This window comes from Photobacterium sp. BZF1 (assembly GCF_014349205.1).
Taxonomy (GTDB): Bacteria; Pseudomonadota; Gammaproteobacteria; order Enterobacterales; family Vibrionaceae; genus Photobacterium.
Genome location: NZ_JACSOF010000014.1, coordinates 16685 through 35758, shown reverse-complemented (window position 1 = coordinate 35758; position 19074 = coordinate 16685). Strand labels below are relative to the sequence as shown.

The following is a 19074-nucleotide window of genomic DNA, read 5'->3' as shown; positions in this document are numbered from 1 at the left end:
GCAACTGCAGCCTCTATTGGAGAAGAACATAATGATGACTTTCAAGAAAACATTGGCTCTAGCAATTGCCCTTCCTCTAGCTTTGGGCTCAGCCTCAGCGCTTGCTTACGGTGGCGGCAAACACCACAACGGCCACGGTGGTAAAGGTGGCTGCGGTATGGATGACAGCCGTATGTTCCGCCAGCTTGACCTGACTGATGCACAAAAGACTGAGCTTAAAGAGCTGCGCCAAGCCAACAAAGAAAACATGCGTGGCAAGATGGGTGAGCGTCATGCTGAAATGCAGGCCCAACACCAGAAAATGCAGCAACTTGTGCTGAGTGAAGACTTTAATGAAGCTGAGGTTCGTGCCCTGGCTGAAGAAATGACCGAGCAGCAAGTGGAACGCCGCGTCGCTATGCTAAAACAGCGCCACGAAATGATGCAGGTGTTGACTGCCGAGCAGAAAACCAAACTGCAGGAGCTGCGAGCTGAACGTGCTGAGAAATGCCAGGCCAAGATGGAGCAGCGTATGGAGCGCAAGCAGTCTAACTAATTGCTGACAATCGATTTACGAAAGCCGCCGGTGTACCTGGCGGCTTTTTTATTACCTGTTGCTTGAGAAGTGGGCTGGTAAAACATCGATTTGAATGATTTTGTTATTAATTTTCGTCATAAAACAGCTATACTGCGGGGTATTGCCCAGCCCTGTGCGTTATGTCAGGTGTGATTATCATGGATGAGTTCACAACCACCCGCGGTCTTCCTCCTCACTTAGCACAACTGGAGGCTCTGGTGCCAGCCGTTATACTGAATAAGTAGGGTATTTGGCCAAGCGCAGTACTGCTTGCGGCACCAACCTATAGGCTAACTGTTTTGTAAATCCCGATAGCCGTTGATGTGGTGATCATTCCCGCGTCATGATGAAGTTGCAGTCTATCGTGATATGAATCAACAAAATTTTTTATCAAAATTGTAATACTCCTACATTAGTAGGAAAGTTACAGTTTCGTGAGTTCGGGCCGGTGATGGCCCATGAGCCGGGAGGGGAACCCCGGCCGCTCATGTCGGATTTGAATTTTCATTTCCCAAAGTCAGAGGGTAACCATGATTAAGAAGATTGGTGTATTGACCAGTGGTGGTGACGCACCTGGTATGAACGCGGCAGTTCGCGGTGTTGTTCGTGCAGCATTGTCTGAAGGCGTTGAAGTTTACGGTGTTTACGACGGCTATCAGGGCCTGCACCAGAACCGTATTGAAAAACTGACTCGCTCAAGCGTATCAGACGTCATCAACAAAGGTGGTACATTCCTGGGCTCTGCGCGTTTTCCTGAGTTCAAAGAAGAGAAAGTGCGTCAGCAGGCTATTGAAAACCTGAAGATCCACGGTATCGACGCACTTGTTGTTATCGGTGGTGACGGTTCGTACATGGGTGCGAAGAAGCTGACTGAAATGGGCTACCCATGTATCGGTCTGCCGGGCACGATCGATAACGACGTTGCAGGTACTGATTACACTATCGGTTACCTGACAGCGCTTAACACTGTCATCGATGCGATTGACCGTCTGCGTGATACGTCTTCTTCACACCAGCGTATCTCTATTGTTGAGGTGATGGGCCGCCACTGTGGTGACCTGACGCTGATGTCTGCGATTGCTGGTGGTTGTGAATACATCATCACCCCGGAAACTGGCCTGAACAAAGAAGAGTTGCTGGCGAAGATCAAAGAAGGGATCTACAAAGGCAAGAAGCATGCGATCATTGCCCTGACTGAACTGATGACAGATGCCAACGAACTGGCGAAGTACATCGAAGACGAAACCGGCCGTGAAACCCGTGCAACCGTACTGGGCCACATCCAGCGCGGCGGCCAACCGACAGCATTCGACCGTATCTTGGCATCTCGCATGGGTGCATATGCGGTTGAGCTTCTGATGGAAGGTCATGGCGGTCGTTGTGTGGGTATCCAGAACGAGAAGATGGTTCACCACGATATCATCGACGCTATCGAGAACATGAAGCGCCCAGTTCGTAAAGATCTTTACGCATTGGCGGACAAGTTGTTCTAAGGGATATTTCCCTCGAAGTAAAAAAACCGGCGTCTTGCCGGTTTTTTTGTGCCGTTTTCCATGGCCTCATCGGAAGCAGCAGGAAAGCGACAATAAAAAAGCTACCCTAGGGTAGCTTTTATTTCTTCCTAACTGTGTTAGTTGAAGCTGTGAATTACTTCTTCGCTTCAGCAGCAGCTTTTGCGATAGCCGCAAAGCTTTCAGCGTTAAGCGCAGCACCGCCTACTAGCGCGCCGTCGATGTCTGGCTGTGCGAAGTAAGCTTCAGCGTTTTCTGGCTTAACAGAACCACCGTACTGGATCACAACTTTCTTAGCGACTTCTTCGCTCTTCTCAGCAATGTGAGCACGGATTGCAGCGTGGATGCGCTGTGCGTCATCAGCAGTTGCTGCTTTACCTGTACCTATAGCCCAGATTGGTTCGTAAGCGATGATCGCACCTTCAAGCGCTTCAACGCCTTGAGTGTTGATCACAGCGTCGATTTGACGAGCACAAACAGCGACTGTTTCACCAGCTTCGTTCTGTGCTTCAGACTCACCGATACATAGTACAGGTGTTAGGCCGTGCTCTTTTAGGAACGCGAACTTCTTAGCAACGAACTCGTCTGATTCGTTGTGGTATTCACGACGCTCAGAGTGGCCGATGATGATGTGGCTTGCACCAAAGTCTTTCAGCATTTCTGGAGAGATGTCACCAGTGAATGCACCGCTCGCGTTAACGTCAACGTTCTGTGCACCTAGGATGATTTTGCTCTCACCTTTGCCGATCAGTTGCTCAGCCAGGTCAAGGTACATAGCTGGTGGCGCAACGGCAACGTCTACACCTTCAACGCCTTTAAGTTCAGTATCAAGGCCTTTAAGAAGGTTAGATACCATTTCTTTGCTACCGTTAAGCTTCCAGTTACCCATAACCACAGGATGGCGCATAGCTTTTCTCCATATCAAATTGACTTAAAAAATACTCAATAGCTTAGTATACCGCTCTTGGGCATAACCCGTTAGGCGGGGCGGAACACTAGGCTATAAAGTATCTCCGGACAGTTTGACCTTGATACTGTATCAGTTTGTCCCGTTTACAGCGCCAACATTACCACAGCTTAGGAAATTAATTTCCTGTCCGAAATCATATCTGTGCTCGGTTGTACCCTTTTCCCCGGCAAAAGTGAACCGCTACGGGGGAATTTTTTTCATCTTGATGCTATTCACACCAGAGAGAAGGGAAAAAAGACAGTGATCCGTGATTGAAATATAGCCTGTATCTTTGGCGCTGTGGGATAAGATCCGCTAAGGTTGAGGCCAATTTTAGGATAAAGCTATGCTGAGCATGGCTTTTTCCAATAAAAATAAGTGAAGTATAAGGCCCAAGGAGGAGCGGATGCCTAACTTAGTGATGGAGTATGCCGAACCCGTCGTCGAGCGGGTCAATATCCCCGGTTTGTTGGATGATTTACATACAGTTCTGCTTGAGTGCGGGATTTTCGAGCCCGATTCAGTGAAATCCCGGAGCTACCGCTGCCACAATTGGTTGGTGGGTGAAAACCGCGATCTCGATACCTTTATCCATATTGAACTGAGTATGCTTTCAGGTCGAAGCGCCGAGGTGAAGCGTGAACTATCCCGCGCCTTGATGACGGTCTTAGAGCAGCATGCCAGCACCATCAACAGCCTGACCATTGATATCCGTGATATGGACAATGACTGTTTTCTCAAGGTCAGCTGCTAGGCTGATTTATCCTGTGACTCAGGCCGGGCAAAAGGCTTTATTTCGGCCTGGTGCTCGGTCAGGGTTTCTGGCGCATTCAGGGCCTGGGCAAACCGCTTGAGTTGCTGTTGCAACTCGGCCATCAACATCATGTTGGTGTGGTTTGGATTCTTTCCTTTGGCAATGACTTGATTGATATGGCTCATCTGTGCCCGCAATCGTGGTTGCATTTCGGCGCTGGCATTGCTGATGATCTCCTCGCTCATTGACAGCCGCAATGCATCGAGCTTCTCTGGCTCGTTTTCGGCCATGGCTTTTAACTCATCAAACGGTGGCAGTGTTTGCATCGTGCTTCCCCCATATCCCAACCTCTCTCAAACTGATGGCATTAGGTAAAAACGCCATGCAATAAAGTTAGTTGCCAACAAGCTCAGAAAGCTGGCTCAGGAATGAGACAGAATGAAGTTAACTTGGGTAGGGGCAATTGAGAGCAGGACAAATGCAAGCCCAAGATTGGGCCTGCATAGGGTGAACAGCTAGCTAGATTACCAGTAGTGCTCCATGGTGATTTGCCCCGGTTTGCGGCGCAGGTTTTTGGTGAAGCCTTTCTGTTCCAATACGGTTTTGGTCTCCCTGACCATCTCGGGGTTACCGCACAGCATGATTTGGCTCTGCTCTGGCGACAGGGTCAGGCCAACATGGCGTTCTAGCATCCCATCTTCGATAGCATGGGGGATCCTGCCCGGTAGTGCCGGCGGTGCGGGTTCACGGCTGACAAAAGGTTGGACAATCAACTGTTCCGGGTATTGCTCTTTGAGTGCGTTGATTTCGCCCTGGTAGCTTAAATCGGCCGAATAGCGCACCGCATGGACCAGTACTATTTTGCGAAAACGCTTCCAGGCGTCTGATTCGCGTAAAATAGAAAGATAAGGCCCAATAGCTGTGCCTGTAGCCAATAACCAGAGTTGCTCGGCCTCGGGGACTTCTTCAAGGGTAAAGTACCCGTTGGCACGGGCAGAGATAAATACTTCCTGGCCCGGCTCAAGGGCATGAAGACGCGGGGACAGGAGGCCATCGGCCACCCGGGTGGCATAGACTTCGATTTGGTCATTCGAGGGAGGGTTAACGAAAGAGTAGGCACGCTGGATCATCTTGCCGTCAATTTCCAGCCCCAGCTTGGTGAACTGGCCAGCTTTGAACGGTTCGATGTTGGCTTGCAGCACCAGGCTGAACAAGTCATTGTTCCAATGTCGGTTGTTGATGACTTTCGCAGGGATCCAGTCAGCCATAATAGTCTCCTCGTTATGATTTTATTATTCGATACGCGCAGCGCCTCTCTCCGGCAATAATGTGTTCTTGCCTATTAACTTGGTATTCGTTGCCCAGCAAACGTTGGAAAACCGCCAGCTCGGACTGGCAAAGGGATGGGCAGCGTTGGGCCGCGTGGCAAATAGGGCAGTGGTTTTCAATCAGCACGAAATCTTCGCCATCCTGGTGGAGTTCGGCCATATAACCTTCCCGCTCCCTGAGTGTAGTCAGGATCTGCAGTTTTTCTGCGATATTTTCAACCCCGGCCAGTTGGGTTTGGTATTGTTCAAAGGTTTGATCCTCCCGCCGATCGACAACCTTGCCCAGTCCTTCCTGACCAAACAACTCCTCGACAGAATCAAGCATTTGAATAATAAGATCGCCGTGGCGGTCGGCAAAGCGGCGGTGTCCTTTCTGGGTCAGGTGCCAGTGGCGGGTTGGCCGGCCGACCTTAGCCTTGATGTCTTCAAAATCCACCAGGCCATCTTCCTCCAGCCCCTGTAGGTGCTGGCGGACCCCCATGGTCGTGAGTTGGAACTCCTCGGCCAGGATCTTGGCAGTGACCGGGCCTTCGCGTTTCATCCGGTAGAGTATTTTGTCGATGGTTTTCATAGTTACCTATGGTCACAAGTTGGCTTAGTTAATTATGTAGCCAGCTTGCTAAATAAAGCAACAACTTTACAAAGTCAAAATGTGCAAGGCTTGTTGAGGGGAAATAGACGTAGCGAAATCAGCAGGGGTTAACAGCCGGGATAAAAAAAGCGCGCCAGGTGGCGCGCTAGAGAGTATTTTCAAGGCCTTAAAGGATGTGGCCTTTGATGGAGTCGTCTTTGCGATCCAAGTAGTGGGTCGACTTGATACGACGGATAGTACGGCACTTACCACGGATCAGCAGGGTTTCAGTGGTCGCGATGTTGCCCTGGCGGCTGATACCGTCGAGCAAGTCACCTTTGGTGATACCTGTGCCAGCGAAGATCACATTGTCGCTTTGGGCCATGTCTTCCATACGCAGCACTTTGTTTGGCTCGATGCCCATTTCACGGCAGCGGTCGATTTCCATCTGGCCGTGATCGCGGTTTTCTGGTGTATCGCCTTTCACTTCGTGACGAGGCAGCAGGCGGCCGTGCATGTCACCGCCCAATGCGCGGATGGCAGCTGCTGAAACAACGCCTTCCGGAGCACCGCCGATGCAGTACATGATGTCGACTTCGCTGTCAGGCATACAAGTCAGGATAGAGGCGGCTACGTCACCATCTGGCACAGCGTAGACACGGATACCCATCGCCTGCATTTCAGCAATAACGGCGTCGTGGCGTGGTTTTGCCAGCGTGATCACGACTAGGCTGTCCAGCGTCTTGCCAAGGGCAGCAGCGGTTGCTTCCAAGTTTTCTGCCAATGGCTTGTTCAGGTCGATCGCACCCTTGGCACCAGGGCCGACAACCAGCTTTTCCATGTACATGTCAGGCGCTTTTAGGAAAGAGCCTTTCTCACCGGCTGCTAGAACCGCTAGGGCGTTGTTCTGGCCCATAGCTGTCATGCGGGTACCTTCGATTGGGTCTACCGCAATATCAACGGCATCACCGCCGGTACCGACTTTCTCACCGATGTAAAGCATAGGCGCTTCATCAATTTCGCCTTCACCGATTACGATTTCACCTTCAATCTCGGTTTGGTTAAGCAGAGAGCGCATAACCTCAACCGCAGCACCGTCTGCTGCATTCTTGTCGCCACGGCCAAGCCATTTGTAGCCAGCCAGTGCAGCGCCTTCAGTGACACGAGAAAATGCCATCGCCAAATCGCGTTTCATGATTACTCCAGAAATAGAAATCAGTGGGCTAGGGCCTGTAGGCTACAGGCCCGAATAAATCTGGCGGCGATTCTAACACAGGTTGCAAGGAAACGTTTGCGTTAGCGCAAAAATGTTTATTTCTTGACGGTTCGCCACCAGTCGACGAAAAAAGGCCTGCTTACGCAGGCCTTGATGGGGAACTTGGGTAACGTTGAGCTGTATATTAGATGTCGTCTTCGACCGCCCAGCCTTTGGCACACTCGACCGCGCGCTTCCAGCCGTTGTAACGGCGGTTACGCTTGCCATCATCGTTGCAGGCAATGAACTTGCGATCCAATACCGCTTTGTCTTTCAGTTCATCAATGCTGCCCCAGAAGCCAACCGCCAGGCCTGCCAGGTAGGCTGAACCCAGCGCGGTGACTTCGGTTACTACTGGACGGTGTACCTCGGTATCAAGGATGTCTGACTGGAACTGCATCAGGAAGTTGTTGGCAACGGCACCACCATCGACACGCAGGGTACCTAGCTTGATGCCGGAGTCAGCTTGCATCGCATCCAAGACGTCTCGGGTCTGGTAGGCGACACTTTCCAGTGTTGCACGGATGATGTGGTTGCTGTTCACGCCACGGGTCAGGCCGACGATGGCACCACGGGCATATGGGTCCCAGTATGGCGCGCCAAGGCCGGTAAATGCAGGAACGACATAGACACCATTGGCACTACCGACTTTCTCGGCGAAGTATTCGGAGTCTTTGGCATCATCAAGTAGTTTCACTTCATCGCGTAGCCACTGGATAGAGGCACCACCCATAAAGACCGCACCTTCAAGCGCGTAGGCGACTTCACCGGTAGGGCCACAAGCCAAAGTCGTCAGCAGGCCGTTGTGCGAGGTTACTTTTTCCTTGCCGGTGTTCATCAGAAGGAAACAGCCTGTCCCGTAGGTGTTTTTGGCCTGGCCGGGTTCGACACACATTTGGCCGAATAGGGCGGCTTGTTGGTCACCGGCAATACCGGCGATTGGAATACGGGTACCGCCTTTACCACCGATGTTGGTTTCACCGTAGACTTCAGACGACGATTTCACTTCCGGCATCATAGATAGCGGAATATCGAGCGCCTTGAGAAGTTTCTCGTCCCACTCTAGTGTGTTGATATTGAACACCATGGTACGTGAGGCGTTAGTGAAGTCAGTAACGTGTACACGTCCCTGGGTCATCTTCCAAATCAACCAGGTATCAACGGTACCGAACAATAAGTTACCGGCTTCTGCTTCTTCGCGGGCACCTTCGACATTGTCGAGGATCCACTTGATTTTAGTACCAGAGAAGTAAGGGTCGACAACCAGGCCGGTATTTTCGCGAATGTATTCTTCCAGACCGGCTTTTTTCAGCTCTTCACAGGTATCGGCAGTACGGCGGCACTGCCACACGATGGCGTTGTAAACCGGCTTACCTGTGTTTTTGTTCCAGACAATGGTGGTTTCACGCTGGTTGGTAATACCGATACCAGCGACTTGGTCTGAGCGGATCCCTGCTTTGGCCAGTGCCTCAACCAATGTTGAGCTCTGGGTCGCATAGATTTCCAGGGGATCATGCTCGACCCATCCAGCCTTTGGATAAATTTGGGTGAATTCACGCTGTGACGAGCACACAATGTTGGCGTTGTGATCAAGCACCACGGCACGGGAGCTGGTCGTACCCTGATCGAGTGCAACAATGTACTTTTGCTCAGTAGTCATAACGGTTTCCTCTCATTGTCATTATATAAGGGTAGTAGAGTGTGGTGTTCAGATCGGCCTGTGCGGGACAGGCCGATAATGTTCCAATTTGATAAATCGGTTACTAGGCGTTTGCGGCTTCTTCTGCAGTGTCTTCGCACTGGTTAGGCAGGGTGCAGCGGTTGCCTGGCAAGTAGGCGCCGATAGCTTTCGGGTATAACCAACCACCGAAGGCGGCACCCATAATAGGGGCAAGGATAGGTACAATCATGTACGGGATATCTTTACCGCCAGTCAGGGCCATATCACCCCAGCCAGCTAGGAAGGCGAAGAATTTAGGGCCGAAGTCACGGGCAGGGTTCATCGCAAAACCGGTCAGTGGACCTAGTGAGCCGCCGATAACTGCAATCAGGATACCGATCAGCAGTGGGCCCATTGCGCCGCGTGGCGCGCCATTCTTCTCATCACCAATCGCCAGGATAGCGAACATCAGTACAGCAGTGATCACAAACTCCACGGCGAAGGCACCGGCAAATGACAGTGCAGCATGTGGGTAGGTAGAGAAAATACCGGCAGTTGCCAGGCTGGCTTCGCTACCTCGGATAATGCCATTGGCAGCCTCGAACTCAACAAACAGGTTGCTGTATAGGGTGTAGATCAGAGCCGCGGTACAGAATGCACCGAGCATCTGGGCCACAATGTATGGCAACACTTTGCGCTTATCGAATCCGTGGAAAAGGGCTAATGCAATGGTTACGGCAGGGTTGATATGGGCACCGGAAACACCAGCAGTGCAGTAGATGGCAATGGCAACGCCAAGGCCCCACATAATACTGATTTCCCACTGGCCGAACTCGGCGCCAGTGAGCACCAAGGCGGCGACACAGCCGACGCCGAAGAAGATCAGCAGCCCAGTACCGATAAACTCGGCCAGGCATTCGCCGAGCAGGGTATGTTGTTTTTGGGTAGTCATATTCAGTCCTTTTGTCAATGTCGTAGGGGTATAGCTTTTTTTGTATTTATGTGTGGCTAATGTACTCGAATCCACAAAGAATAAAATTGGACCGAGCGAAAAGTGTGCGTTCGAGCATAAAATGATTTTATTTTTTGAGCGTTCGCGCAAACGGTTGCCATTTTGCGGGAAAATTTCCCATTGCTACTGGTTGCGTACGGGTTGGGGCGGGGTAAAAATGTGCTTTGGTGGTATGTGTTTGTTTATAGAATAAAAAATCCGACCTAAAAAGGTCGGATGTGCCAGAGGGGCAAATTCTTGGAAAATTCCAAGAGAGATACGATCAAGATAAAAATTAGCATGCCGCTGGTGCATTAAAATAGAGTTTGATCGCAATTCTACGCATTTGGCGGTGAGGCCGATTGATTTTTGCACGGCTTGCACATTTCTTTCGCCAAACGCATCAGCGGTGTTGCCTTAGGCGCCTGCAAAGGCAAGGAAAGCAAGGATTTGATTAAATTCGTGCAAAAATTCCCCATTTACGACAAAGCATGTTATTTCTAGATGTCAGAACACGGCTGCCTCGTTAGAATAGGTGGTAATTAATCGTAAACGTGCCTGTGGGACGTTGCCTTAAACGGTTAGGGCAAACTGATAGGCTGAATACAGGTGGACAATATGTCATTAGAAATGTTGGAAAAGCTGGAAGCCAAAGTACAAATGGCTGTTGATACAATTTCTCTGCTACAGATGGAAATTGAAGAACTAAAAGAAAAAAATGATAGCCTGGCTGGTGAAGCACAGGCACTGCGTTCTGGCCGTGAGGAGCTGGAGCAAGAGAACAACAAACTGCGCCACGACCACCAGGCTTGGCAGGAACGCGTACGCGCGCTACTGGGCAAAATGGAACACGTGGAATAAGCGTGTTTTTTTCTGGCAGCCACAGTGTCTGCCAGTAAAAATAAAAACAGAGCCGGCTGGCTCTGTTTTTTTATGTCTGTATATAGGTGCTGTTGCGATTAGGCTAATCGATATCCAGCGGATCGGGGGAGAGGATCACACCGGTGTTGTCGGCATAGATATGATCTTCCGGCAGGAAGGTCACCCCACCGAAGTTAACGGCAACATCCACTTCACCAATGCTGTTTTCATCGGCGCCGACCGGGATAGAGGCCATGGCCTGGATGCCGATATCCAATTCGTCAAGATCATCAACATGGCGGACACAGCCATAGATGATCAACCCTTCCCATTCGTTGTCGGCGGCCAGTTGAGCTAGCTCGGCATCCACCAAAGCTCGTCTCAGCGACCCGCCACCATCGACCAGTAACACCCGGCCAGCTCCCGCTTCTTGCAGAGCGGTGCGGATCAGACCGCAATCCTCAAAGCATTTAACGGTAGTGATTTGGCCGCCGAAGGAGCTACGACCGCCATAGGAGCTGAACATGGGTTCGACGACGTCAACTTTATCGAGGTAGATATCGCATAACTCGGACGTATTGTATTCCATAAGCGCGTTCTTCTGTGGCAATTGAAAAGGGGTGTTGTGGCCGCTAATAACAACGGCCAAACTTAACTTGTTGAAAGTATAACCAGTTATTTAACCTTCGCACAAGGATATATCCCTGTGAAGGTCAGGGTTAATTAGGCTGCTGCCAAAACGACACCAGCGGCGAACAGCAGGTTGGTCAACAATGCGCATTTGACCATGGTCGCCATCATCGGACGCAGTGCCGCACCGTCAGCCGAGTGCAGGACTTGCTTGCCGTGCTTGAACAGCAACGGGGCACTGAGAATAAATAGCCAGCCGAACGGAGAATGCAGCTCCAGCATGGCAAACAGCGCCAGGCAGAGCACGCTGCCAACCAGTAGGAATAGGTGGTACTTGCGGCCCCATTCCGGTCCCATGCGAACGGCGAGGGTCAGCTTGCCGCATTCACGGTCATTGTCGATATCGCGCAGGTTATTGATGTTGAGCACACCGACGGCCAATAGGCCACAGGCGGTTGCCGGTAGCATAATGATCGAATCAATCTGTCCGGCTTGCAGGTAATAGGTACCGGCAACGCCCAGCCAACCGAAGAACATCAGTACCGAAAGGTCGCCTAAGCCACGGTAGCCGTAAGGCTTGTTACCCACGGTGTAGGCAATTGACGCTGCAATCGCCATTAGGCCGAGCAGCATAAAGCCCACCATATCCTGCAGGTTGTTGGTGGCAATGAAAATCAGGCTCAGGCCACTGATTGCCGTGAGGATAATATTGAGGACCATCGCCTTGCGCATGGCGGTCGGGGTGACGAGGCCTGACTGGATCGCACGCTGGGGACCCAGGCGCTGATCGTTGTCCGTACCTTTCACCGCATCACCGTAGTCATTGGCGAGGTTAGATAGAATTTGCAATAACAGAGCGGTCAGCAGGGCCAAGCCTGCAATAACTGCGGAGAAACTTCCTTGCCATCCTGCTACTGCACTGCCGCAAACAATTGAGGCGATGGCTAGAGGCAGGGTTTTCGGTCTTGCTGCATCGAGCCAAATTGCGAGAGAAGATGATTTCATAATGTGATCTTAAACCGATAAACGAGTAGTTGCCTATTATGGCGTAACTGTAGCAGGGGGCAACTTTATCGCCACTTTGTTTGTTTAAGAACAAAAAAACGGCACCCGATTGGGTGCCGTTTGCGGAAGGTATTTGGGCCGGATTACAGGATAAAGCGGCTTAGATCTTCGTCTTCGACCAATTCGCCTAGGCGAGAAGTCACGTAGGCATCGTCGATCACAATCTTGTCACCGGATTTTTCGGAAGCGTCGTAAGACAACTCTTCCATCAGGCGCTCCATTACAGTGTGCAGGCGGCGGGCACCGATGTTTTCGGTACGCTCGTTGACCTGCCAGGCGGCGTCGGCCAGCTTGTTGATACCGCTTTCGGCAAACTCGATGTCCACAGACTCGGTTGCCATCAGGGCCTTGTACTGCTCGGTTAGAGACGCATTCGGCTCGGTAAGGATACGCTTGAAGTCATGGCTGGTCAGGGCTTCTAGCTCAACACGGATTGGCAGGCGGCCTTGTAGCTCAGGGATCAGATCCGATGGCTTGGCAACCTGGAAAGCACCAGATGCTACAAATAAGATGTGGTCAGTACGAACCATACCGTGTTTAGTCGAGACAGTGCTGCCTTCAACCAGTGGTAGTAGGTCGCGCTGGACACCTTCGCGAGACACATCAGGGCCCGACGTATCGCCACGCTTACAGATCTTGTCGATTTCGTCTAGGAATACGATACCGTTGTTCTCAACCGCGAAGATAGCTTGCTCTTTTAGCTCTTCCTGGTTAACCAGTTTCGCTGCTTCTTCTTCGGTCGCGGCTTTCATCGCGTCCTTGATTTTCATCTTGCGCTTCTTGGTTGTGTTGCCAGAAAGGTTCTGGAACATACCCTGAAGCTGGTTGGTCATCTCTTCCATGCCAGGAGGCGCCATGATCTCTACGCCCATCTGCGGCGCAGCCACATCAATCTCGATCTCTTTGTCGTCCAGTTTGCCTTCGCGCAGTTTCTTGCGGAATGACTGGCGAGCTGACGAGTTGTTGTCGGCTTCTTCATTTTGTCCCCAAGCATCGCGTGCCGGTGGCAGAAGGATATCTAGGATGCGGTCTTCAGCAAGCTCTTCGGCACGGAAGCGTACCTTCTCGGTTGCCTGCTGGTGGGTCATTTTCATCGCCACATCGGTCAGGTCGCGGATGATGGTTTCGACTTCTTTACCCACATAGCCCACTTCGGTGAACTTGGTCGCTTCAACCTTGATGAACGGCGCGTTAGCCAGTTTTGCCAGACGGCGAGCGATTTCGGTTTTACCGACACCGGTTGGACCGATCATCAGAATGTTTTTCGGGGTCACTTCGACGCGCAGCTCTTCAGGCAGCTGCATACGGCGCCAGCGGTTACGCAGGGCAATGGCCACCGCACGCTTGGCTTTATCCTGACCGATGATATGGCGGTCAAGCTCATGGACGATTTCGCGAGGAGTCATTTCAGACATAGCCATTCCTTCTTATTCTTCAAGCTCTTCAATGGTGTGGAACTGGTTGGTGAATACGCAGATATCACCGGCAATGGTCAGTGACTTCTCAGCAATTTCACGGGCGCTCAGTTCAGTATTCTCTAGCAGGGCGGTGGCCGCTGCTTGGGCAAAGTTGCCGCCAGAGCCGATAGCGATCAGATCGTTCTCAGGCTGAACCACATCACCGTTACCCGTGATGATCAGCGAGCCCGTTTCATCAGCAACGGCCAGTAGGGCTTCCAATTTGCGCAGCATACGGTCGGTACGCCAGTCTTTTGCCAGTTCCACTGCTGCTTTTAGCAGGTGGCCTTGATGCATTTCCAGCTTGCGCTCGAAACGTTCGAATAGGGTGAAGGCGTCCGCTGTGCCGCCGGCAAAGCCAGCCAGAACTTTGTTGTTGTACAAACGGCGCACTTTGCGGGCGTTACCTTTCATGACGGTGTTGCCTAGGGAAACCTGGCCATCACCAGCGATAACGACTTTACCGTTTCGACGAACAGATACGATAGTTGTCACGGTCTTACCTCTTTTGGTCTGCTCCGGCCAATGTGCCGGTCTCGATATATTGCAGATCTGGGGACGGGATGAAGAAGTTTCAAGGGGGAAAAGAAAAGGATGCTGCGGTGTAATAAGGGAGTGGCTGTAATACTCGCTTGAACACAGAATTAAATTTCAAAGACGCATAAATACATCCATGTAGCTCTAACTCTGGATCGCCAGCCCGGACCATCCATGGTGAGTAAGCTTTGAAATTTAACCCTGCGAACAAGCAGAAAAAGATAGGGAGATTATTAATATTTCTATTGCTTAACTACTCCCAGAACCAGATGGCGCACGGTTCGATACCGGCACGGCGTAGCTGGTTACGGTCGCTTTCAGCCTTACGCTTTTGCGGGTAAGGGCCAAGTACCACCCGGTACCAGTTGCCTTTTTCACCTTGGCTGACCTTGATTTGGCTGGTTAGTCCCTGGAAGGCGATCATTGCCTTGCGCTCTTCGGCCTGGCTTTGGCTGCGGTAGGCCCCGCACTGCATCAGATATGGTCGGGTAGGGGCTTGTTCTTTCTTCGCCTCAACCTGTACTTCTTTGTTTTCCAGCTCTTCGATATAGCGCCATTTCTCTTCCGGTTTAGGCGGTAGCGGTTTGGCGGCCTTCGGCGGCGTAACAGGCGCGGGTTTTACCGGTTTTACTGGCTCGGGCTTGGTTGCCGGCGTACTCGTTGGTGGCTGTGATTGCGGGGCTGGGTTCGAGGATAGGAAATACAGTCCATAACCTAGCGCTCCAACCAAACATACGGCAATAGTGGCCCATTTGAATGGGAACCCATTGCTTGGGGCTTGATTGCGGTTGCCACGGGGTTTCTTGGCGGCGGCTCGGCCGCGTTTGACGTAATCTTTGGTAGCCACGGTGTCGTTCAGTATAAGGTGAGTAGGATTAACCTATGGTACAAATTTGCGTCAGCGCTGACCAGACCTTGCGATGCATCCTGACTTTCAGGTTGCACCGTAAGGCATGGGTTTTGTGAGCTTACCCCCAAAATGAGGGCATTGGCTTGCAGTCGGGCTAGTTAGCCGGTGGCGCAGCACTTTCCCTGATCACCAACTTGGCATCAAGCAGGCGCGATCCTGAGGCAATGTCTTTACCCTTGAGGATATCAAGCAGCATCAGCATTGACTGGCGGCCAATCTCATAGCGCGGTTGGGAAACCGTGGTGAGTGGTGGATCGCAGTACTCAGCAAACTGGATATCATCGAAGCCGACAATCGACAGGTCCTGTGGAACGCGGAAGCCAAGGCGCTTAGCCTGTTGCATGGCACCGATGGCCATGACATCGTTATGGCATAGCAGTGCCGTGGGTGGCTCGGGCAGTGACAGCAGTGATGTGACGGCTCGTGCGCCGCCGGCAAAGCTGAAATCACTCTTGACGGTATAGGCTGGATTGAGCTCGGCACCGGCACGGCGTAGGGCCTGCTGGTAACCTTGTGAGCGGAATTGGCACAAGGCGGCAGTATCTGGCCCTGCGATTTGGGCGATGCGCTTATGGCCCATCTGGGTTAGGTAATTGACTGCCTCGAAAGCGGCTGTCAGGTTATCGATATGGACAGTAGGTAGCTCGAGTTCAGGGGCGAACTCACAGGCCATGACCATCGGCGGTAGGTTTTTCTGCTCGGGTTTGCTGACATCAAAGGGCAGGTCGGTGCCGAGTAGCAGCATACCATCGGCTTGCTTGGTGAAAACCAGGTTTACAAACGAATTTTCGCGGGTTTTTTGCTGTCCGCTGTCGCCAAGCAGGACAAGGTAGCCATGTTCCATTGCCGCTTCTTCAATACCCCGGATGATTTCGGTGAAATAGGGATCACAGATATCAGGTACGATAGTGACGATGGTTTTTGATTCGTTGCGACGAAGATTCCTAGCCAGTGAATTGGGTGAATAGCCAGCATCCATGACAGCTTGTTCGACCTTTTTACGGGTTGAGGCTGACACTTTTTCCGGGTTCATCAGGGCACGGGAAACCGTGGCCGTCGAGACGCCGGCGAGCTGGGCAACATCCTTCATTGTCGCCATAGTTAAGGTTCCTCTCTATTATTTTTCTCTCTTTTGCCGCTGGGGGATCATAGCCAAAACGGCCGAAACCTGAGCCAGCGAGCCTATTATTGTAGGCTGTCCGCCGGGGATTAAACATGCTTTAAACAGCATAAATTACATCCAATATGTGACGTACGTCGCATTGTTCATTTTAAGTTAAATCTTGCGGTTCAACATCAATTGACCAGCGAATCTTCTTGGCGAGCGGAAGCAAAGCAATTGCTGGCTTGGCAACGGACAACCACTGCTGCAGGGCCTTGCGGCTAGGTGCTTGCAGCAACAATTGCCAACGGTAGCGGCCTGCCCGGCGGGAGAGCGGGGCAGGGTTGGGACCCATAACCATCGTGTCCTCGCTGGCTATCGGGCTGGTTTCGAAAATGCCGCGTACCTGCTGGAGGAATTGTTCGACCAGTTCACTTTGGTTGGCTTCGGCACGGAGCAGGGCTAGGTAGGTGAATGGCGGAAGCCATGCCTGTTTGCGTTCGCTCAGCGCGCCCTTTGCAAAGTGCTCATAGCCCTTGTACAGCAGCGCTTGTAGCAAGGCGTGTTCTGGATGGTGGGTTTGCAATACCACTTCACCGGGTTTGCTGGCGCGGCCGGCGCGACCGGCAACCTGAATAAACAGTTGGGCCAAGCGCTCGCTGGCCCGGAAGTCGTTGCTAAAGAGTGCGCTGTCGACATCGAGCAAGGCGACTAGCGTAACATCGGGGAAATGGTGCCCCTTGGCCAGCATCTGGGTGCCAATCAGTATTTGGTATTCATTGTTGCGGATCGCCTCGAGGTAGTTTTCCAAACTGCCTTTACGGCGGGTACTGTCACGGTCAATACGCACTGTTTTGTAGCTTGGGAACAGGGTCTCGAGCTGATGCTCGAGCTGCTCGGTACCGACTCCCACCGCATTGAGTTGGGTTGAACCACACTGGCCGCACTGGTGCATCATCGGGCGCTGGGTCCCGCAATGGTGGCAGCGCAGTTCGCCACTTTGCTGGTGGAAAGTGTAGTAGGCATCACAGCGCTTGCATTCAGCCAGCCAACCACACTCATGGCAGATCACGGCAGGGGCAAATCCCCGCCGGTTGAGGAACAGCATGACCTGGTTGCCCGCATCAAGGTGCTTGCGCATCCGGGCGATCAGTGGCGCAGATAACCCCGCTTCGAGGTACAGTCCTTTAACGTCCAGCACGCCATGGCGCGCAGACTGGGCGCTACCCGCCCGGCGGGACAAAATAAGGTGGTGGTACTTTCCGCTTTTGGCGTTATGTAAGGTTTCCAGTGCCGGTGTTGCCGAACCGAGAATGATCGGGATATTTTCCTGGCTGGCACGCATCACGGCCAGATCCCTAGCATGGTAGCGTAGGCTGTCCTGCTGTTTGTAGGAGGCATCATGCTCTTCGTCGACAATGATGATGCCGAGGTTGGCAAACGGGGTGAACAACGCCGAGCGGGTACCGATGATTATCCCGGCTTGGTTATCGCGTCCAGCGAGCCAGGCCGACAACCGTTCGGTGTCATTAAGCCCGGAGTGGATTGTCTCCAACGGGACATTGAAGCGGCGGCGGAAGCGGTTGATGGTTTGTGGCGTGAGGCCAATTTCCGGTACCAGGATCAACGCTTGCTTACCGGCAGCTAAAACAGGCTCCAATAGGTTGAGGTAAACTTCGGTTTTGCCTGAGCCTGTCACCCCTTCGAGCAGGTAGCAGCCAAATTCAGGGTTGGCGTTGACACTGGCAATTGCCAGCGCCTGCTCTTCATTCAGGCGGGGCTTTTCTTCATTTATGGCAAACCCAGCCTTCCAACTGCGGTTAGTCGGCGCTTGTTCAAGTGTTTCAATCCAGCCTTTGTCTGCCAGTGTTTTCAGTGTTGCGCTGCTGACTTCTTCGGCCAACAAGGCCTCATGGCTCAGCGTCCCCTGGCGTAGCATGGTCAGCACCTGAACCTGACGCGGAGCTCGCTTGAGGGCGGTCAAAGGCTGATTGTGGCCTGCTTCGGTCAGTTGCCACATTTTCAGTGCAGAAGGCGCAGCCTCCCGCCCTTTTCGCAATAGGGCAGGCATCGCATTGGCAAGGCTGTCACCCAGGGGGTATTGATAATATTGGCTTGCCCAGGTTAGCAACTTGAATAGGCTTGGCCCCCACAAAGGTACAGCATCCAATACTTGGTGGATAGGTTTGAGCTGGTTGAGGGGAAAGTCGGAGCTATCGGTCAGAGCCATGACTATCCCAACCAGTTGCTGTCGCCCAAAAGGTACTTTGACTCTGCCACCGATCACTGGCTGCTGGTCAGCTTTGACCAAGTAATCAAATTGCTTGTCCAGGGGGACAGGAAGGGCCACTCGGGCGATGTTGGGCGTCATATCTAACCGCTAAATCCGCATGTACTAAGATAGAGAAGTGTACCTTGCCCAGCCTCGGGCGGCAAAGCGGCGAAAAAAGGCGCATATTGGTTGATCTGGGCAGAATGATTGATTACTATACGCCGCCTGAATTTGACGTATTGGCGGTCTTGCCGTTACGTTTTTGATATTAACGACGTGTGGTGCCCGGCTTAGGATCGGGAGAGCGACACGGCCTTACTTTTGAGGTTATCCCATGAAACAAGGTATTCACCCAGAGTACACTGCAGTAAACGCTCGTTGTTCTTGCGGCAACACTTTCGTATTTAACTCTACTATGGGTAAAGACATCAACCTTGATGTATGCGACAAGTGTCACCCATTCTACACTGGTAAGCAGCGTCAGGTTAGCTCTGGTGGTCGTATCGACAAATTCAACAAGCGTTTCGGTGCGCTTTCTAGCAAGTAATTTGCCAGATGAATTTCGAAAAAAGGGATGCGCAAGCATCCCTTTTTTTATCCCTGTCCGAACCCTTCTTTTATTCCATCATTTCGTTTGCTCCATTCCCTATCTGTATCCCTATTTC

At 52.0% G+C, this 19074-nt stretch carries 19 protein-coding genes; 5 read left to right on the top strand and 14 right to left on the bottom strand.

Going from position 1 to position 19074, the window contains the following annotated elements; genetic code table 11:
* The first annotated feature begins 31 nt into the window (after positions 1 to 31).
* Together BIZ37_RS04720 and pfkA are read left to right on the top strand one after the other, a co-directional pair.
* The gene (locus BIZ37_RS04720; RefSeq protein ID WP_187460522.1) at positions 32 to 535 is read left to right on the top strand and encodes a CpxP family protein; all 504 of its coding nucleotides are present in this window, start codon (positions 32 to 34) and stop codon (positions 533 to 535) included.
* A 551-nt stretch (positions 536 to 1086) separates the two neighbouring features.
* Positions 1087 to 2049 carry a 6-phosphofructokinase gene (gene pfkA / locus BIZ37_RS04715; RefSeq protein ID WP_107298990.1) on the top strand — a complete coding sequence of 321 codons (963 nt, stop codon included), beginning with the start codon at positions 1087 to 1089 and terminating at the stop codon, positions 2047 to 2049.
* 154 nt (positions 2050 to 2203) lie between these two features.
* On the opposite strand, the gene tpiA is transcribed toward pfkA, so the two are convergent.
* Positions 2204 to 2974, bottom strand: a complete 771-nt coding sequence (gene tpiA / locus BIZ37_RS04710; protein ID WP_187460521.1) for a triose-phosphate isomerase — start codon at positions 2972 to 2974, stop codon at positions 2204 to 2206.
* A gap of 448 nt (positions 2975 to 3422) precedes the next feature.
* On the opposite strand from tpiA, the gene BIZ37_RS04705 reads away from it, so the two are divergent.
* Positions 3423 to 3770: a 5-carboxymethyl-2-hydroxymuconate Delta-isomerase gene (locus BIZ37_RS04705; RefSeq protein WP_187460520.1), complete on the top strand. Its 348-nt coding sequence runs from the start codon at positions 3423 to 3425 to the stop codon at positions 3768 to 3770.
* Here BIZ37_RS04705 and BIZ37_RS04700 read toward each other — a convergent pair.
* From BIZ37_RS04700 to BIZ37_RS04675, 6 genes are all read right to left on the bottom strand, one after another.
* Positions 3767 to 4096 (bottom strand): DUF3135 domain-containing protein, encoded by a 330-nt coding sequence (locus BIZ37_RS04700; protein WP_107298993.1) that lies wholly within the window; start codon positions 4094 to 4096, stop codon positions 3767 to 3769. The two genes, BIZ37_RS04705 and BIZ37_RS04700, sit on opposite strands and share 4 nt — an antisense overlap.
* A 198-nt stretch (positions 4097 to 4294) precedes the next feature.
* Positions 4295 to 5038, bottom strand: a complete 744-nt coding sequence (locus BIZ37_RS04695) for a ferredoxin--NADP reductase (protein WP_187460519.1) — start codon at positions 5036 to 5038, stop codon at positions 4295 to 4297.
* Positions 5039 to 5051: 13 nt separating this feature from the next.
* Positions 5052 to 5669: a metalloregulator ArsR/SmtB family transcription factor gene (locus BIZ37_RS04690; protein ID WP_187460518.1), complete on the bottom strand. Its 618-nt coding sequence runs from the start codon at positions 5667 to 5669 to the stop codon at positions 5052 to 5054.
* Positions 5670 to 5856: 187 nt separating this feature from the next.
* Positions 5857 to 6864, bottom strand: a complete 1008-nt coding sequence (gene glpX, locus BIZ37_RS04685; RefSeq protein ID WP_107298996.1) for a class II fructose-bisphosphatase — start codon at positions 6862 to 6864, stop codon at positions 5857 to 5859.
* A gap of 205 nt (positions 6865 to 7069) precedes the next feature.
* Positions 7070 to 8584, bottom strand: a complete 1515-nt coding sequence (gene glpK, locus BIZ37_RS04680) for a glycerol kinase GlpK (protein ID WP_107298997.1) — start codon at positions 8582 to 8584, stop codon at positions 7070 to 7072.
* Positions 8585 to 8687: 103 nt separating this feature from the next.
* Positions 8688 to 9536, bottom strand: coding sequence for an MIP/aquaporin family protein (locus BIZ37_RS04675; RefSeq protein WP_187460517.1), 849 nt, complete (start codon positions 9534 to 9536; stop codon positions 8688 to 8690).
* Between the two features lie 657 nt (positions 9537 to 10193).
* On the opposite strand from BIZ37_RS04675, the gene zapB reads away from it, so the two are divergent.
* Entirely contained in the window at positions 10194 to 10436 is a 243-nt protein-coding gene (zapB, locus tag BIZ37_RS04670; protein ID WP_039458641.1) for a cell division protein ZapB, read from the top strand.
* Between the two features lie 103 nt (positions 10437 to 10539).
* Here zapB and rraA read toward each other — a convergent pair whose 3' ends face one another.
* From rraA to priA, 7 genes are all read right to left on the bottom strand, one after another.
* Positions 10540 to 11025, bottom strand: coding sequence for a ribonuclease E activity regulator RraA (rraA, locus tag BIZ37_RS04665; RefSeq protein ID WP_107298999.1), 486 nt, complete (start codon positions 11023 to 11025; stop codon positions 10540 to 10542).
* 134 nt (positions 11026 to 11159) lie between these two features.
* Complete coding sequence (locus tag BIZ37_RS04660; protein ID WP_187460516.1) at positions 11160 to 12071, bottom strand: 1,4-dihydroxy-2-naphthoate polyprenyltransferase; 912 nt, start codon at positions 12069 to 12071, stop codon at positions 11160 to 11162.
* Positions 12072 to 12214: 143 nt separating this feature from the next.
* Positions 12215 to 13546, bottom strand: coding sequence for an HslU--HslV peptidase ATPase subunit (gene hslU, locus BIZ37_RS04655; protein WP_107299001.1), 1332 nt, complete (start codon positions 13544 to 13546; stop codon positions 12215 to 12217).
* A gap of 12 nt (positions 13547 to 13558) precedes the next feature.
* Entirely contained in the window at positions 13559 to 14083 is a 525-nt protein-coding gene (gene hslV / locus BIZ37_RS04650; RefSeq protein WP_187460515.1) for an ATP-dependent protease subunit HslV, read from the bottom strand.
* Positions 14084 to 14378: 295 nt separating this feature from the next.
* On the bottom strand, positions 14379 to 14972 hold the full coding sequence (locus tag BIZ37_RS04645; RefSeq protein WP_187460514.1) for an SPOR domain-containing protein: 594 nt from the start codon (positions 14970 to 14972) through the stop codon (positions 14379 to 14381).
* A 157-nt stretch (positions 14973 to 15129) separates the two neighbouring features.
* Positions 15130 to 16134, bottom strand: coding sequence for a DNA-binding transcriptional regulator CytR (cytR, locus tag BIZ37_RS04640; RefSeq protein WP_187460513.1), 1005 nt, complete (start codon positions 16132 to 16134; stop codon positions 15130 to 15132).
* A 172-nt stretch (positions 16135 to 16306) separates the two neighbouring features.
* Positions 16307 to 18508: a primosomal protein N' gene (gene priA, locus BIZ37_RS04635; RefSeq protein ID WP_187460512.1), complete on the bottom strand. Its 2202-nt coding sequence runs from the start codon at positions 18506 to 18508 to the stop codon at positions 16307 to 16309.
* A gap of 235 nt (positions 18509 to 18743) precedes the next feature.
* On the opposite strand from priA, the gene rpmE reads away from it, so the two are divergent.
* The gene (gene rpmE / locus BIZ37_RS04630; RefSeq protein ID WP_008988141.1) at positions 18744 to 18956 is read left to right on the top strand and encodes a 50S ribosomal protein L31; all 213 of its coding nucleotides are present in this window, start codon (positions 18744 to 18746) and stop codon (positions 18954 to 18956) included.
* Positions 18957 to 19074 lie beyond the last annotated feature (118 nt).